Annotated in this window: 13 protein-coding genes, 1 tRNA gene and 1 rRNA gene; 4 read left to right on the forward strand and 11 right to left on the reverse strand. The window is 40.2% G+C overall.

Annotated elements, in window-relative coordinates; genetic code table 11:
* Positions 1–4: 4 nt before the first annotated feature.
* The 3 genes from GYM74_RS10610 to murI form a co-directional block, all read right to left on the reverse strand.
* Positions 5–80 (reverse strand) — tRNA-Glu (locus GYM74_RS10610).
* 53 nt (positions 81–133) lie between these two features.
* Positions 134–1,671, reverse strand: a 16S ribosomal RNA gene (locus tag GYM74_RS10615).
* Positions 1,672–2,055: 384 nt separating this feature from the next.
* On the reverse strand, positions 2,056–2,880 hold the full coding sequence (murI, locus tag GYM74_RS10620) for a glutamate racemase (RefSeq protein WP_220218182.1): 825 nt from the start codon (positions 2,878–2,880) through the stop codon (positions 2,056–2,058).
* A gap of 181 nt (positions 2,881–3,061) precedes the next feature.
* On the opposite strand from murI, the gene metK reads away from it, so the two are divergent.
* From metK to GYM74_RS10640, 4 genes are read left to right on the forward strand one after another with little or no spacing between them, the layout of a single operon-like run.
* A complete protein-coding gene (gene metK, locus GYM74_RS10625) occupies positions 3,062–4,213 on the forward strand; it encodes a methionine adenosyltransferase (RefSeq protein ID WP_220218183.1) in 1,152 nt (383 codons plus the stop codon).
* On the forward strand, positions 4,197–4,700 hold the full coding sequence (locus GYM74_RS10630; protein WP_220218184.1) for a SprT family zinc-dependent metalloprotease: 504 nt from the start codon (positions 4,197–4,199) through the stop codon (positions 4,698–4,700). Before metK ends, GYM74_RS10630 begins: the two co-directional genes overlap by 17 nt.
* A gap of 14 nt (positions 4,701–4,714) precedes the next feature.
* Positions 4,715–5,332: a hypothetical protein gene (locus GYM74_RS10635; protein WP_220218185.1), complete on the forward strand. Its 618-nt coding sequence runs from the start codon at positions 4,715–4,717 to the stop codon at positions 5,330–5,332.
* Entirely contained in the window at positions 5,326–6,168 is an 843-nt protein-coding gene (locus GYM74_RS10640) for a 23S rRNA (adenine(2030)-N(6))-methyltransferase RlmJ (protein WP_220218186.1), read from the forward strand. The genes GYM74_RS10635 and GYM74_RS10640 overlap by 7 nt, the downstream gene beginning before the upstream one ends.
* 132 nt (positions 6,169–6,300) lie before the next feature.
* Here GYM74_RS10640 and GYM74_RS10645 read toward each other — a convergent pair whose 3' ends face one another.
* The 8 genes from GYM74_RS10645 to fabD form a co-directional block, all read right to left on the reverse strand.
* On the reverse strand, positions 6,301–6,669 hold the full coding sequence (locus GYM74_RS10645) for a diacylglycerol kinase (protein WP_255556147.1): 369 nt from the start codon (positions 6,667–6,669) through the stop codon (positions 6,301–6,303).
* Between the two features lie 21 nt (positions 6,670–6,690).
* Complete coding sequence (gene accA / locus GYM74_RS10650; protein WP_220218187.1) at positions 6,691–7,650, reverse strand: acetyl-CoA carboxylase carboxyl transferase subunit alpha; 960 nt, start codon at positions 7,648–7,650, stop codon at positions 6,691–6,693.
* 248 nt (positions 7,651–7,898) lie between these two features.
* The gene (gene dnaE, locus GYM74_RS10655) at positions 7,899–11,378 is read right to left on the reverse strand and encodes a DNA polymerase III subunit alpha (RefSeq protein WP_220218188.1); all 3,480 of its coding nucleotides are present in this window, start codon (positions 11,376–11,378) and stop codon (positions 7,899–7,901) included.
* 174 nt (positions 11,379–11,552) lie between these two features.
* On the reverse strand, positions 11,553–12,644 hold the full coding sequence (locus GYM74_RS10660; RefSeq protein WP_220218189.1) for a glycerol dehydrogenase: 1,092 nt from the start codon (positions 12,642–12,644) through the stop codon (positions 11,553–11,555).
* 244 nt (positions 12,645–12,888) lie between these two features.
* Positions 12,889–14,133 (reverse strand): beta-ketoacyl-ACP synthase II, encoded by a 1,245-nt coding sequence (gene fabF / locus GYM74_RS10665; RefSeq protein WP_255556148.1) that lies wholly within the window; start codon positions 14,131–14,133, stop codon positions 12,889–12,891.
* A gap of 157 nt (positions 14,134–14,290) precedes the next feature.
* Positions 14,291–14,524, reverse strand: coding sequence for an acyl carrier protein (gene acpP, locus GYM74_RS10670; RefSeq protein WP_220218190.1), 234 nt, complete (start codon positions 14,522–14,524; stop codon positions 14,291–14,293).
* A 149-nt stretch (positions 14,525–14,673) separates the two neighbouring features.
* Positions 14,674–15,408: a 3-oxoacyl-ACP reductase FabG gene (gene fabG / locus GYM74_RS10675; protein ID WP_220218191.1), complete on the reverse strand. Its 735-nt coding sequence runs from the start codon at positions 15,406–15,408 to the stop codon at positions 14,674–14,676.
* 18 nt (positions 15,409–15,426) lie between these two features.
* The gene (fabD, locus tag GYM74_RS10680) at positions 15,427–16,362 is read right to left on the reverse strand and encodes an ACP S-malonyltransferase (RefSeq protein ID WP_220218192.1); all 936 of its coding nucleotides are present in this window, start codon (positions 16,360–16,362) and stop codon (positions 15,427–15,429) included.
* Between the last annotated feature and the right edge of the window lie 19 nt (positions 16,363–16,381).

Below are 16,381 nucleotides of genomic sequence, written 5' to 3' on the forward strand. Positions count from 1 at the left end.
CTGATGGCGTCCCCTAGGGGATTCGAACCCCTGTTACCGCCGTGAAAGGGCGATGTCCTAGGCCTCTAGACGAAGGGGACTTAATTATTTCTTCTTAAACAAACAATCTGTGTGAACACTTACGAGCACTTCGTAAGGAGGTGATCCAACCGCAGGTTCCCCTACGGTTACCTTGTTACGACTTCACCCCAGTCATGGACCACACCGTGGTAAACGCCCTCCCGAAGGTTAAGCTATCTACTTCTGGTGCAACCCACTCCCATGGTGTGACGGGCGGTGTGTACAAGGCCCGGGAACGTATTCACCGTGACATTCTGATTCACGATTACTAGCGATTCCGACTTCATGGAGTCGAGTTGCAGACTCCAATCCGGACTTAGACGTACTTTATGAGGTCCGCTTGCTCTCGCGAGGTCGCCTCCCTTTGTATACGCCATTGTAGCACGTGTGTAGCCCTGGTCGTAAGGGCCATGATGACTTGACGTCGTCCCCACCTTCCTCCGCTTTATCAACGGCAGTCTCCTTTGAGTTCCCGACCAAATCGCTGGCAACAAAGGATAAGGGTTGCGCTCGTTGCGGGACTTAACCCAACATTTCACAACACGAGCTGACGACAGCCATGCAGCACCTGTCTCACAGTTCCCGAAGGCACTCTCGCATCTCTGCAAGATTCTGTGGATGTCAAGACCAGGTAAGGTTCTTCGCGTTGCATCGAATTAAACCACATGCTCCACCGCTTGTGCGGGCCCCCGTCAATTCATTTGAGTTTTAACCTTGCGGCCGTACTCCCCAGGCGGTCGATTTATCGCGTTAGCTTCGGAGCCCATCACTCAGGGCAACAAACTCCAAATCGACATCGTTTACAGCGTGGACTACCAGGGTATCTAATCCTGTTTGCTCCCCACGCTTTCGCATCTCAGCGTCAGTATCTGTCCAGAAGGCCGCCTTCGCCACCGGTATTCCTCCACATCTCTACGCATTTCACCGCTACACGTGGAATTCTACCTTCCTCTACAATACTCCAGATAACCAGTTTTAAGTGCAGTTCCCAGGTTGAGCCCGGGGCTTTCACACCTAACTTAATTATCCGCCTACATGCCCTTTACGCCCAGTCATTCCGATTAACGCTCGCACCCTCCGTATTACCGCGGCTGCTGGCACGGAGTTAGCCGGTGCTTCTTCTGTAATTAACGTCAATTGATGCACCTATTCGATACACCACCTTCCTCATTACCGAAAGTACTTTACAACCCGAAGGCCTTCTTCATACACGCGGCATGGCTGCATCAGGGTTCCCCCCATTGTGCAATATTCCCCACTGCTGCCTCCCGTAGGAGTCTGGACCGTGTCTCAGTTCCAGTGTGGCTGGTCATCCTCTCAGACCAGCTAGAGATCGTCGCCTTGGTAAGCCTTTACCCTACCAACTAGCTAATCCCATATGGGTTCATCAAATGGCGCATGGCCCGAAGGTCCCATGCTTTGGTCTTTCAACATTATGCGGTATTAGCAGTCGTTTCCAACTGTTGTCCCCCTCCATTCGGCAGATCCCCATACTTTACTCACCCGTCCGCCACTCGTCATCAAGTGCAAGCACTCATGTTACCGTTCGACTTGCATGTGTTAAGCCTGCCGCCAGCGTTCAATCTGAGCCATGATCAAACTCTTCAATTTAAAGTTTGATGCTCAATAACTGTCTCTGACATATTCAAATGAATCTTCAGTGTCACTTATCAAGACTTAATTTTTTTGAGTCCGTAGACTTTTAATTTCTCGTCTCGCAAGTGCCCACACAGATTGTCTGTTTCTTATTTTTAAAGAGCTGACAGCTTCAATTTAACTTCACAATTGCTTGCTTCAGTTTGCTGTCTCAAGGGCTGCGTATACTACGCTACACCTTTTTATTCGTCAAGATCTTTTTTTTAAAAATTTGATCTTGCTCACTAATCACTTTTCCCGTCTGCTTTCGCTGACGCCGTGTCAGTGGATGCGCATTATAGGCACTTCATTTTTTTTAGCAAGTAAAAATAACAAATTCTTTAACTGTTCGAATAAGGTTTAAACACCGACAACTTTAATGCATTGATATTTATTAAGATTATATTCAGATAATTTTTGAGCCAACTTTTCAACATATTGGTTATGTGCTGTACTTAATATTAAGTTTTCTTTAGCTGGTGTTTTTGCTTGATGAACTTCATATTGATCTTTTAGCAAATTATAAACTCGTGAGGCAATAGCATTACCCGAATCAATAAATGTGGCATTAGGGAAAAGGTGTTTTAATTCTTCTTTTATAAAAGGGTAATGGGTACAACCTAGGACAATGGTGTCCGGGATCACTGGCAAGCATAACCATGGCTGTAACAATTCTTTCAGTTGTTGCATATCGACAGCAATGCCTTGCAATTTATTTTCTGCAATATGCGCCAACTCAGATAATCCCAATAACTCAACAGTGCAATCGGGAGCAAACTGTTGTATTAGATTGTTGGTGTAGGCTCGCTGTATTGTGGCTTTGGTTGCTAACAGTCCAATACATTTATTTTGAGTTATTTGGCTTGCCGGTTTGATCGCCGGCACAACACCAACAATAGGAAAGCTGAATTTTTCCCGCAAGCTTGGTAAACAGATTGTGCTGGCTGTGTTGCAGGCAATAACGGCTAAATCGATAGTATGTGATTTGCTAATTGTATCAATCACCGCAATGACTCTATCAATAAGAAAGCTTGAGGATTTATCCCCATAAGGAAACATTTCATTATCAAATGCATAAATATAATGCACATTAGGCATTTTATTATGGATTTCGTTATAGACAGATAATCCGCCAACACCGGAATCAAACACCAATACTGTGGGAAGTTTTCTTACAATATTCATATTTCGCTAGCAATGATTGGAAAAGTTAAACGAGCACTATCGTAAATTGATTAGAAATTTATGCAAGTAATTTTGTTTAAGGTAATACTGGCTTTTTGGCTAATAAATTATTAAAATAGACGTCTAGATGGTAAAACTGCTAAATTTAAGCATTGCATTAAAAAAGTTAAAGAAGGTATATATGTCAGAATTTCTATTTACTTCAGAATCCGTTTCAGAAGGTCACCCAGATAAAATCGCCGATCAAATATCTGATGCTGTGCTTGATGCTATTTTAAAACAAGACCCTAAAGCACGTGTTGCGTGTGAAACTTACGTCAAAACCGGTATGGCTTTAGTTGGCGGTGAAATTACTACTTCAGCATGGGTAGATATTGAAGAATTGACCCGAAAAACGATTTACGATATTGGTTATACCAGTTCAGATATGGGGTTTGATGCAAATTCTTGTGCGGTGTTAAATGCAATTGGTAAGCAGTCACCGGATATCAATCAAGGGGTTGATCGTCAAAATCCATTAGAACAAGGTGCCGGTGATCAGGGTATTATGTTTGGCTATGCTACTAATGAGATGCCAAATTTAATGCCGGCAGCCATTAGTTATGCTCACGATTTGATGCGTCGTCAAGCTCAAGTACGGAAAAACGGCACACTTCCTTGGTTAAGACCAGATGCCAAAAGTCAAGTTACCCTTATTTATCAAGACGGTAAAATTAAAGGTGTTGATACAATTGTATTATCAACTCAGCATTCAGAAGATATCGAACAAAACACATTACATGAAGCGGTAATGGAAGAAATTATTAAACCAACCTTACCGGCCGAATGGTTAACAGCCAGAACAAAATATTTTATCAATCCTACCGGACGCTTTGTGATTGGTGGTCCAATGGGTGATTGTGGTTTAACCGGTCGTAAAATTATTGTCGATACTTATGGTGGAGCAGCACGCCATGGCGGCGGTGCGTTTTCTGGTAAAGATCCGTCAAAAGTTGACCGTTCTGCTGCTTATGCTGCCCGTTATGTGGCTAAAAATATTGTTGCGGCGGGACTTGCTGATAGATGTGAATTACAAATTTCTTATGCTATTGGTATCGCACATCCAACATCGATTTATGTCAACACTTTTGGTACAGAAAAAGTTGCCCACGATAAGATCGTTGCTTTAATTGAAGAGTTTTTTGATTTAAGACCTTATGGATTAATTCAAATGCTTGATCTTATTAAGCCGATTTATCAACAAACCGCATCCTACGGCCATTTTGGACGAGATATTTTCCCTTGGGAAAAAACCGATAAAGCAGCACTACTACGCGATGCAGCAGGATTATAAGCGAATACCCATTCACTTACACAATCAGGTAATGGCTTGTTTAAGAATGCACTTAAAACAAGCCAATCAAGTATTAAATACCCAATATGGCGAGCCTAAAATTACTTATAAACCTAAAGGAAGTATTGCGGGCTGCGCCTATTTAGCGCGTTGGGAAATTCAACTTAATTCAACAATGCTTATCGATAATGGCGCCGCCTTTATCGAAGAAGTCGTTCCCCACGAATTAGCACATCTGATTGTATTTAAACAGTATGGTAAAGTGAAGCCTCACGGAGTGCAGTGGCAATCGGTTATGTCTGAGATAATGGGAAAAGCACCGAAAACCACACATAATTTTGCCATTAAACGTGAAGATTACTTATATCATTGCCAATGTCAGGAACATCGTTTATCGAAAATCAGACATAATAAAATTAATCACAATAAGACTAGTTATGTTTGTCGTAAATGCGGTACTATACTTAAACTCAAAAACACCATTTAATATTGAAACATTCGATGCCTAAGTTTGATTTCCATTTTTATAAAAGCTCTATTTTCATTGTTGCACTTAGTGCTATTTTATATATTTTAGGTAATTTTCTTATTCCTCTTTATAACGGGCTTAGTGTCACTATTGTTGAGCATATCCAATCACTCTTTTTATTATTTATGTGTGGTTATACCTATCATTATGCAAAAAGTGTGAAAAACCATAAATCACTTTATGAATTTTGGATCTGGACTATTTTTTGGTGGTTTATGCTTTTTGGTCGAGGTATTAGCTGGGGTCGTGACTTTTTCCCCGAGGTGCCCCGTTTCTACTATAAAATCATTGCTGGTATCGTAATGGGAATACCATTTTTAACTCTCTTTTTACCAACAATACGTCAAGAGATAGCTCGCCGTTATCAATATGAGCAAGTTCCAGTTTGGCATATCTTATTTGCGTTTCTCTTTTTAGGGATTGCCGATATTGCTGAACATCATCGAATTGGTCATCAATTGTTAGTTTTAAGTCACGAAAGAAAAGATCTTATTGAAGAGTTAATGGAAATCCCTTGTTTGCTTTGTTTAGCACTAACAACATTTTATATGCAAAAAAATGAGCAAAAGAGGTTAAATTCACCATGTTAAGTTATCGTCATAGTTATCATGCAGGTAATCATGCCGATGTGTTAAAACACATTGTGTTAACACTATGTATTGAATCACTAAAAGAGAAAGAAAAACCATTTTTATATTTAGATACCCATAGCGGAGCTGGTCGTTATTTGCTACAAAGTGAGCATGCCGAAAAAACCGGTGAATATCTTTCCGGTATAAATTTATTATGGCAACAAGCAACTGTTCCACAACCGCTCACCACGTATTTGCAGGTTTTAAAGCGCTATAATCCGTTTGACACGTTAAAATATTATCCGGGTTCACCTTTGATTGCCAAACAACTATTAAGAGAGCAAGATAAGCTTAATTTAACTGAGTTGCATCCAACAGATTACCCGCTGTTAAAACAGGAATTTAGTAAAGATAAACGAGCTAAAGTTTTACGAGAAGACGGGTTTGCACAACTTAAATCAAAGTTACCGCCTCCGTCCCGCCGAGGGATTATTTTGATCGACCCGTCTTATGAGATAAAAGAGGATTATCAAAAAATTCCGGCCGCACTTTATGAAGCTTATAAACGTTTTGCAACAGGGATTTACTTAATTTGGTATCCGGTTGTTTCACGCACTCAAACGCAACGAATGATCGACGGAATTATTAAGCTAGGTATTAAACGAGTTTCTCAATTTGAGCTGGCGTTAAAACCAGATAATAATCAAAAAGGCATGACCGCGTCAGGGATGATAGTGATCAATCCACCTTGGAAATTACATAATCAAATGGAAACAATTATGCCATGGTTACTTTCCGTTCTTGATACAGAAAAAACCGGAAACTTTGTTATTAAAGAGTTAGTTTCTGAGTGAGATTAAGATCGTATCCATTAAAAATGCGAGAACAATCTCGCATTTTTTATATTCGCTATCGCAACTATTTTGCTTAACTGATGCGCAATTTTTGTCAAAAACTTTCAGAAAATACCTACGTTTCAGTAGAATTTAGGGAAAATAATGACAAGCAAACAGATAGATCCATAAGATGATTGTTAGCAATAAGGATAAGCAGACCGCCGCTGAACCGTAGTCCTTCGCTCGTCCGGATAATTCATGTCGCTCACTTCCAATTCTATCAACCACACATTCAATAGCACTGTTAATGAGCTCAACTATCATCACAAAGCCTATTGACCCAACTAATAAGATTCGTTCGTAAATGGAAAAATCAATAAGCATTACTATAATGTAAGCAACAACCAACAAGATGAGTTCTTGTCGGAACGCTGCTTCATTTTTAATAGCTGATTTAAATCCTTTTAATGAGTATTTTGTCGCATTGATAATGCGTTGTAGTCCTGTTGATTTTTTCACAATAACTGTCCAAATTTAAAATTATCTTGCATAACCATAATTCATAAGGCGTTGAAATCTTCTTTCAAGTAGTACCGGTAACTCCATACCTTCGAGCTCATCTAAATCATTAAGCAGTTGTGCTTTAAGTGATGCAGCAACGGCAGGATAATCTCGATGCGCTCCGCCTAGCGGTTCTGGAATGATTGAATCGATAAGATTTAACTTAATTAACTTATCAGCTGTCATATTCATGGCTTCAGCTGCAACCGGTGCTTTATCAGCACTTTTCCATAAAATTGACGCACACCCTTCCGGAGAAATAACAGAATAAGTACTATATTGTAGCATATTGACTTTATCCGCTACCCCGATAGCTAGCGCCCCGCCTGAGCCACCTTCACCGATAACGGTACAAATGGTCGGTACATTTAACCGTGACATTTCACGTAAATTACGTGCAATGGCTTCTGCCTGTCCACGCTCTTCTGCACCGATACCGGGATAAGCGCCCGGAGTATCAATAAAAGTAATAATAGGTAGTTTAAATCTTTCAGCTAATTGCATTAATCTTAATGCTTTACGATAGCCTTCTGGCGCTGGCATACCAAAATTACGGTAGATTTTTTGTTTAGTTTCACGACCTTTTTGATGACCAATAACCATTACCGGGCGCTCATCTATACGGGCAATACCCCCAACAATGGCTTTATCATCGGCATAAGCACGATCACCGGCCAACTCATCAAAATCGGTAAATATCTCTTTAATATAATCTAAGGTATAAGGTCTATTTGGATGTCTTGCTAATTGAGCAACATCCCAAGGCGATAAGCTTGCAAATATTTTTTTGGTCAACTCTCGGCTTTTTTGATTTAATTGTTTGATCTCTCTATCTAAATTGATATCTAATTCAACTTGTTGTGAATCAATGTTCTTTAAGGAATTAATTTTTGCTTCTAATTCCGCTATCGGCTTTTCAAATTCCAAAAAATTGTTCATAACGATTATGATTGCCTCTCGTTTATTTGTATTTTTTAAAAATACATTTTCTAATAAAGTATACTGACTATTTCTTAAAATAAAATTAAGCCAATTCTACTATGTAATACTCATTGAAGTCATCAACATTTAACTGTCAGCTCTTCAATTGACTCAACATTACACCATATTTAAATGGTGGTTGTTGCTTCATTTTTTCAATACCTGGACCATAAAATAAGCTCTTTAAAACACTATTTTAAGGCGATTTATTCAAACTCAAATTCGATACGATCATTACCCAATAAAGTTTTAAGTTCTACAATGAGCGCATCTTCCGGTACAACTCGCCATGTGGTGCCAAATTGAATACGCACAACACAATCGTCACGATGATAATATAAGTTTACAGGTACACTACCATGGCGATATGGTTCAAACGTTTGTTGGATTCGTTGTAACATCGGGCGGTTTGCTTCACTTTCGGTTAAAGTCACTGCGAGACCTTTAACGTATTTCGCTCTGGCATCTTTTAAATCAACCATATCTCTGACCGACATTTTAAGTCCGCCATTGAAATCATCATGACTGACTTGTCCGGTGACAATGATGATTTTATCTTTGACTAACAGATGTCCAAATTTTTCTAAAGAGTCGGCAAAAAGCATGCCGTCAATACGACCTGAGCGATCATCTAAGGTAAACAGACCAATTTTATTCCCTTTTTTGGTGATCCGGATTCGGGCATCAGCCACAATACCGGCAAAAGTTGCCATTTTGCCCCAACCGGTTGGCGAAGCTTCGCTAATACGCACGCCACAAGCATAACGGTTTAGCTCTTTCAAATATTGGGTAACCGGATGGCCGGTCAAATACAGACCTAATGCCTCACGCTCACCATCAAGTAATACTTGGGCGGGTAATTCCGGCACAGCAGCATAAGCATGTTCTACTTGTTCAGGCTCTTCAGCCAGAACGCCAAACATATCTTCCTGCCCAATATCTTGGGCTTTGGTATATTGATCAGCCGCTTGCATTGCATCGTTAATACTGTGCAGTATTGCGGCACGATGCGGTCCTAATTTATCAAACGCCCCCGCCATAGTCAGTTTTTCTAGTACACGACGATTAATCTTTTTCATATCTGTTCGTGCACAAAGTTCAAAAATATTTTTGAAATAACCACCACTGTTGCGTGCTTCGACAATGGCTTCAATCGGTCCTTCACCCACCCCTTTTATCGCGCCGATACCATAAACAATTTCACCTTTATCATTAACGTGAAAATGATAAAGCCCACTGTTGATATCCGGTGGATTGACTTTTAGCCCCATTCGTAAACATTCATCGACTAAACCAACAATTTTATCGGTGTTATCCATATCAGCAGTCATTACTGCTGCCATAAACTCCGCCGGGAAATGGGTTTTTAACCATAGTGTTTGGTAAGAAACCAGCGCATATGCCGCTGAGTGGGATTTATTAAAACCATAACCGGCAAATTTTTCTACTAAGTCAAAGATGCGCATGGAAAGTTCACCATTCACACCTTGTTTTTCTGCCCCTTCTTTAAATACCGATCGCTGTTTCGCCATCTCCTCGGGCTTTTTCTTACCCATTGCACGACGTAATAAATCAGCGCCACCTAATGTATAACCGGAAAGGGTTTGAGCAATTTGCATAACCTGTTCTTGGTATAAAATAATGCCATAGGTCGGCTCTAAAATAGGTTTAAGTGATTCGTGTTGATGATTTATATCCGGATATGAGACCTCTTCCCGTCCATGTTTACGGTCAATAAAGTTATCAACCATACCGGACTGCAAAGGACCGGGACGAAATAACGCAACTAACGCTATCATATCTTCGAAACAGTCGGGTTTAAGACGTCTGATTAAATCTTTCATCCCTCGAGATTCAAGCTGGAAGACTGCCGTTGTTTCAGCTTTTAACAGTAAATCAAAAGAGGCTTGATCGTCTAACGCTATACGAGTGATATCTACCGGTGGTTTGCCTTCTCTTAATTGGCGCTGATTAATCATCTTAATCGCCCAATCAATAATGGTTAACGTTCGCAAACCTAAAAAGTCAAATTTAACTAAACCAGCATATTCAACATCATTTTTATCAAATTGGGTAACAGGATGATGACCTTCCGGATCACAATAAATTGGTGAGAAATCAGTAATTTTTGTCGGTGAAATCACCACCCCACCCGCATGCTTACCAGCGTTGCGAGTCACCCCTTCTAACTGTCGTGCAATATCGATTAATGATTTGATCTCTTCATTGTTATCGTATAATTCTTGTAGTTGTGGTTCGACCTCAAACGCTTTTGCCAGTGTCATCCCCGGATCTAAAGGAATCAGTTTCGATATACGGTCAACAAAACCGTACGGGTGCCCTAGTACTCGCCCAACATCACGAATAACCGCTTTAGCCGCCATGGTACCGAAAGTAATAATTTGCGATACCGCCTCACGGCCATACATATCGGCCACATGATCGATAACCAAATCACGTTTTTCCATACAAAAGTCGACATCAAAGTCAGGCATGGAAACACGTTCCGGATTTAAAAATCGTTCGAAAAGCAAATCGAATGCAAGTGGATCTAAATCGGTAATTTTTAGCGCATAAGCAACCAATGAGCCAGCGCCGGATCCCCGGCCAGGGCCAACCGGAATATCATTATCTTTTGACCACTGAATAAATTCCATGACGATTAAAAAGTAGCCCGGAAATCCCATTTGGTTGATAACATTTAATTCGGTTTCTAAGCGTTCATCGTATTCAGGTCGTTTTTGCTTTCTTACTTGCGGATCAGGAAACAAAAATTCAAGCCGTTCTTCTAACCCTTCCCGTGACTTATGCACCAGAAAATCTTCAGTGGACATATCACCGGTTGGAAATTGCGGTAAGAAGTACTCACCTAGTCGAATGGTGACATTACAACGCTTGGCGATTTCAACACTGTTTTCCAGTGCTTCCGGAATATCTGAAAACAGTTCGCACATCTCTTGTTCAGAGCGTAGATATTGTTCAGGCGAATAGTTTTTGGGTCTATTAGGATCTTCAAGTGTATTACCGTCATGAATGGCGACACGAATTTCATGTGCTTCAAAGTCAGTTGACTTTAAAAACCGCACATCATTGCTCGCAACAACTGGCAAATCATGCTGCTCAGCTAGTTCAACGACAGTATGAATAAATAACTCTTCGTTAGCTCGATTCGTTCGAACTAATTCAAAATAGAAATGATCACGGAATGTTTGTTGATAATAATCCATGGCATTATCAATGATTGCTTGATTATCACGGATAATGCCAATACCAATATCACTTCCTCGTCCAGCCAGAATAATTAAACCTTCTTTATGCGTGGTTAACCATTCTTGATCCACAACAGGCATATCATCAATATAACCTCGTTGATAAGCTTTTGATATCAACAAAGTGAGATTTTGATACCCCTCATTATTGGCTGCAAGTAACGTTAAACGATAAATATCATCTGACAATTGTGGGCTACGAATAGCTAAATCAGCACCAATAATTGGTTTGATCCCTTTTGACATTGCTGAGCCATAAAATTTTACAAGCCCACAAAGATTGGTAAAGTCAGTAATTGCAAAAGCCGGCATTTGCAACTTGCTCACTTCATTTACCAATGCACCGACTTTAGCAATGCCATCGACCATTGAAAAATCGCTATGTAAATGAAGATGAATAAACTTAGGTTCCGCCATATTTACCAGAAATAATTATGCTTAAAAAATTGTTTTGAATTATAACACAAGCAATATGAATATTCTTATTCTCTTTATCTTTTGCCAAGAACGGGGCAAAAGGGGATAAACTTAACTCCCATAATATATGGCTTACGGAAGTTAAGCGAAATTAGCATAAATTTTAAAAAACGTTTACTGACGGCGCAGCCCATACGCATTAGCCGCTTTTATTGCAGCGAAAACCGTATAAGGGGTCACTTCTGACAATGAGTTGTGAATTGATTCACCTTCAGCGCAAGCCAGCTCAGCAACTTTCATTAAATCTTCATCAGTCACGTCGACTAAACCAATTTGTGCCAGTGTGGTAGGTAATCCAACAGATTGACAAAACGCGTAAACTGTCTCAATCATATCAGGTTCACTATCAATTAACATCAACATGGCAAGTGTCCCAAACGCCACTTTTTCACCGTGCCAATACTCATGGGTTGCTTCTAATGCGGTAAAACCGTTATGAATAGCATGGGCAGCCGATAGCCCACCACTTTCAAAGCCCAGCCCAGACAAGAGCGTGTTAGCTTCAATAACATGTTCAAGTGCAGGGGTAACCACTTTTTGTTCGCACGCTATTTTTGCTTGAACACCATATTGAAGGAGTATATCAAAACAGAATTTGGCGAGTTGGAATGCCGAAATTGGCCCCGGCCTGCCGGTCATATTTGGGGCTTTTGATTGCCGGCAATCCTCTGCTTCAAACCAGGTTGCGAGCGCATCCCCCATGCCGGCTACTAAAAATCTAGCTGGCGCCTTAGCAATAACCTTTGAATCAACCAAGACTAAATCAGGATTACGTGGCAACATGAAATAACGTTTAAATTCGCCGTTCGGCGTATAGATAACAGATAATGCACTACATGGCGCATCAGTAGAGGCAAGCGTTGGCACCACAACGCAAGGATAATTCAACTCTGCAGCCACCGCTTTTGCGGTATCGATAGCTTTTCCGCCACCGATGCCAACAATCACATCAATTCCATTTGCTTCAACTAAAGCTGAAATACGAGCTATCTCTTCATCACAACATTCACGATTAAATATATCTATGACAAATTTGATATTACCGTCTAAAGATTTTTCAATTGTTGTAGATAGATTTTTATGTGCCGACGGGCTTTGCAGTAATAATGCTTTTTTGCCTAATCTGGCTAACTCTTGACCTAAACAATGTTCAATTGCATTGTCACCTTGGATATAACGATTCGGAAAAAGTGCAGTTGTGATCATAATAACAGCTCCCAACAAAGGTAAATAAATATCTGTTTATCAATAAAGCTATTATCCTTAGGTAATGGCGAAAGATAGTAATGCTCTATGATTAATTACAACATACGCTTTTATTATTGATAATCCACAGGATTTTTAAAAAAATGAGGGATATGCCACATTTTATAAGTATATTTTTTCAGAATTGATAGAAAATAGAAAAGGATTCCCGTCACCTAGCTGGGACGGGAAAATAGTAGCTGTCTTAAACTTTTTTGAATAGTACAGAACCGTTAGTGCCACCAAAACCAAATGAATTGCAAAGCGCATATTCAAGATTTTTAACTTGGCGAGCAGTGTGCGGGACATAATCAAGATCGCATCCTTCATCAGGATTGTCTAAATTAATTGTCGGTGGAACAGCCTGATCACGTAAAGCAAGTACAGTAAAGATTGATTCAACGGCACCGGCTGCACCTAATAGATGCCCGATCATCGATTTAGTTGAACTCACCATTACTTTGTTAGCGTTTTCTTTGAAAACACTTTTTACTGCTTGAGTTTCAGCTTTATCACCAGCAGGTGTTGAAGTACCGTGCGCATTAATATAACCGACTTGTTCCGGCGTAATACCTGCATCACGTATCGCACATTTCATGGCTAAAGCTGCACCACTTCCATCTTCCGGAGGTGAAGTCATATGATAAGCATCGCCACTCATACCGAAACCGACAATTTCAGCATAAATTTTTGCACCACGCTTTTTCGCATGTTCATACTCTTCTAAGAACATGATCCCTGCACCGTCACCAAGAACAAAACCGTCACGGTCTTTATCCCACGGTCGACTTGCGCCTTTTGGATTGTCATTATTAGTCGATAATGCACGAGCTGCACCAAAACCGCCAATACCAAGTGGTGTACTGGCTTTTTCACCGCCACCGGCTAACATTCCGTCAGCATCACCATAGGCTATCATTCGGGCAGCATGACCAATATTATGAACACCGGAAGAACAAGCTGTTGCAATGGTAATACTTGGTCCTTTTAATCCATAAATGATAGATAAGTGACCAGCGATCATATTAACAATCGTTGAAGGGACAAAGAACGGGCTAATTTTACGTGGACCGCCATTAATTAGCGCACTGTGATTTTCTTCAATTAACCCAAGACCGCCAATACCGGAACCAATGGCACAACCAATACGTTCTGAATTTTCTTCCGTTATTTCAATGCCGGCATCTTGCATTGCTTGCATACCAGCAGCAATACCATATTGGATAAAATAATCCATTTTACGGGCATCTTTGCGTGTAATATTATAATCTTCGCCGTTAAAGTTTTTAACCATCGCTGCGAAGCGTGTGGCAAATGGGGCTGTATCAAAGTGTTCGATGAGCTCAACTCCACTTTGACCTGCTAGTAACGCTTGCCAAGTGGATTCAACTGTATTACCTACTGGAGATATCATGCCCATTCCAGTAACAACAACTCTGCGTTTAGACACATTGTCCTCCAGAAAAGGATTGAAATGAAATTTGAATCATTAAAAGTTTACGTTAAGTTTCACGCTTACTTTATGCCTCATTCGCTATGCGAAAAAATGTAGGCATAAAATAAACTAGGCGATCATGTGACCGCCTATTGTGAACATTCTGCTAACCCTATTGATTTGCAGTAATATAATCAATTGCTGATTGAACAGTTGTGATTTTTTCAGCATCTTCATCAGGAATTTCAGTATCAAATTCTTCTTCTAAAGCCATAACTAGTTCAACGTTATCAAGAGAGTCAGCGCCAAGATCTTCAATAAAAGAAGATTCATTTCTTACTTCTTCCTCTTTTACACCAAGTTGCTCAACAATAATTTTCTTAACTCGCTCTTCGATAGTGCTCATACTCTTTTTTTCCTATAAATATCGCCAAAAGCGGCGGTGAATGTAAGTTTATAAAATGTTGAAAAAGATGCAAATCATTTTTCAACCCAATTGTTTATTTTTTGTTCAAAACCTCAAAATATGGGGTTATTTTACACTATTCTAATCAATTACACCATATACATGCCGCCATTGACATGTAAAGTTTCGCCAGTTATATAGCTAGCTTCGTCTGACGCTAAAAATGCCACAGCATTAGCAATTTCAACAGGTTCACCTAAACGACCAGCCGGAACTTGAGCTAATGTTTGTGCTTTTTGTTCATCAGTTAATGCTTCAGTCATATCCGTTGCGATAAAGCCCGGTGCAACAACATTAACGGTAATGCCACGAGAAGCAACTTCACGAGCTAATGATTTACTAAAACCAATTAGACCGGCTTTTGCAGCAGCATAATTGGCTTGACCGGCATTACCCATAGTGCCGACAACCGATCCAATCGTGATAATTCGGCCATAACGTTTTTTCATCATGGTGCGCATTAATGCTTTAGATAAGCGGAAAACAGACGTTAAATTAGTATCTAAAATATCTTGCCACTCGTCTTGTTTCATTCGCATTAACAAATTATCACGAGTGATCCCTGCATTATTGACTAAAATGTCAATATCACCAAATTCAGTTTTAATTGCTTGGATAACTGATTCAATTGATGCTTCATCAGTCACATTTAATGCAAAACCTTTACCATGTGAGCCTAAATATTGGCTAATAGCCTCAGCACCTTTTTCTGTTGTTGCTGTACCAATCACTGTTGCACCACAAGCGACTAACTTTTCTGCAATGGCTTTACCAATTCCGCGACTGGCACCTGTCACTAAAGCAATTTTTCCTGATAGGTTCATAGCTACCTCTTTTATCTTCTATTTTGTATTTTCAATTGCAGCATCTAATGATGCTTTATCATTAACAGCACACGCTGATAGTGAATCAACAATACGTTTAGTTAATCCAGTTAATACTTTACCCGGTCCCATTTCAACTAAAAGTGTCACGCCTTGTTTTGCCATCATTTCAACAGTTTCAGTCCAACGTACCGGGCTGTAAAGTTGGGCAATTAACGCTGCTTTAATCTGCTCTGCAGAACTTTCCACTTTAACATCTACATTGTTAATTACCGCAAATTTTGGTGCATTAAACGTAATGTTTTGCAATGCAGTGGCTAATTTATCGGCTGCCGGTTTCATTAAAGCACAATGTGACGGTACGCTAACCGCTAGAGGTAAGGCTCGTTTTGCACCGGCTTGTTTACATAATGCGCCCGCCCGTTCAACCGCTTCTTTATTGCCAGCGATAACCACTTGCCCAGGTGAATTAAAATTAACTGGCGCAACAATTTGACCTTCAGTCGCTTGCTCACAAGCTTTGCTGATTGATTCGTTATCTAAACCAATGATGGCATACATAGCACCTGTACCTGCTGGCACAGCTTCTTGCATCAATTTTCCACGTAACTCAACTAATTCGATTGCATCTTTAAAATCAATTACGCCAGCACAAACTAAGGCTGAATATTCACCTAAACTGTGACCGGCCATAAATTCCGGTTGAGCGCCATTAACGCTTTGCCATACGCGATATATTGCAACCGACGAAGCAAGTAACGCAGGTTGCGTTTGCCATGTCTTATTTAATTCTTCAGCCGGGCCGTCTTGAACAAGTGCCCATAGATCATAGCCTAATACTTCTGATGCTTCATCAAAAGTTGCTTTTACAATAGGGTAATTGTCCGCAAGATCTTTTAACATACCCACAGATTGTGAGCCTTGTCCTGGAAATACCATTGCAAATTTGGTCATTTTTAAAATCCTTGATTAC

The organism is Gilliamella sp. ESL0405 (genome assembly GCF_019469205.1).
Lineage (GTDB): Bacteria > Pseudomonadota > Gammaproteobacteria > Enterobacterales > Orbaceae > Gilliamella.

Excerpts from the sequence above, each read along its gene's own strand:
- GYM74_RS10635 (WP_220218185.1), top strand. The coding sequence starts at position 4,715 with ATGCCTAAGTTTGATTTCCATTTTTATAAAAGCTCTATTTTCATTGTT.
- fabG (WP_220218191.1), bottom strand. The coding sequence starts at position 15,408 with ATGAACCTATCAGGAAAAATTGCTTTAGTGACAGGTGCCAGTCGCGGA.
- murI (WP_220218182.1), bottom strand. The coding sequence starts at position 2,880 with ATGAATATTGTAAGAAAACTTCCCACAGTATTGGTGTTTGATTCCGGT.
- acpP (WP_220218190.1), bottom strand. The coding sequence starts at position 14,524 with ATGAGCACTATCGAAGAGCGAGTTAAGAAAATTATTGTTGAGCAACTT.
- dnaE (WP_220218188.1), bottom strand. The coding sequence starts at position 11,378 with ATGGCGGAACCTAAGTTTATTCATCTTCATTTACATAGCGATTTTTCA.
- GYM74_RS10630 (WP_220218184.1), top strand. The coding sequence starts at position 4,197 with ATGCAGCAGGATTATAAGCGAATACCCATTCACTTACACAATCAGGTA.
- metK (WP_220218183.1), top strand. The coding sequence starts at position 3,062 with ATGTCAGAATTTCTATTTACTTCAGAATCCGTTTCAGAAGGTCACCCA.
- GYM74_RS10640 (WP_220218186.1), top strand. The coding sequence starts at position 5,326 with ATGTTAAGTTATCGTCATAGTTATCATGCAGGTAATCATGCCGATGTG.
- accA (WP_220218187.1), bottom strand. The coding sequence starts at position 7,650 with ATGAACAATTTTTTGGAATTTGAAAAGCCGATAGCGGAATTAGAAGCA.
- GYM74_RS10660 (WP_220218189.1), bottom strand. The coding sequence starts at position 12,644 with ATGATCACAACTGCACTTTTTCCGAATCGTTATATCCAAGGTGACAAT.
- fabD (WP_220218192.1), bottom strand. The coding sequence starts at position 16,362 with ATGACCAAATTTGCAATGGTATTTCCAGGACAAGGCTCACAATCTGTG.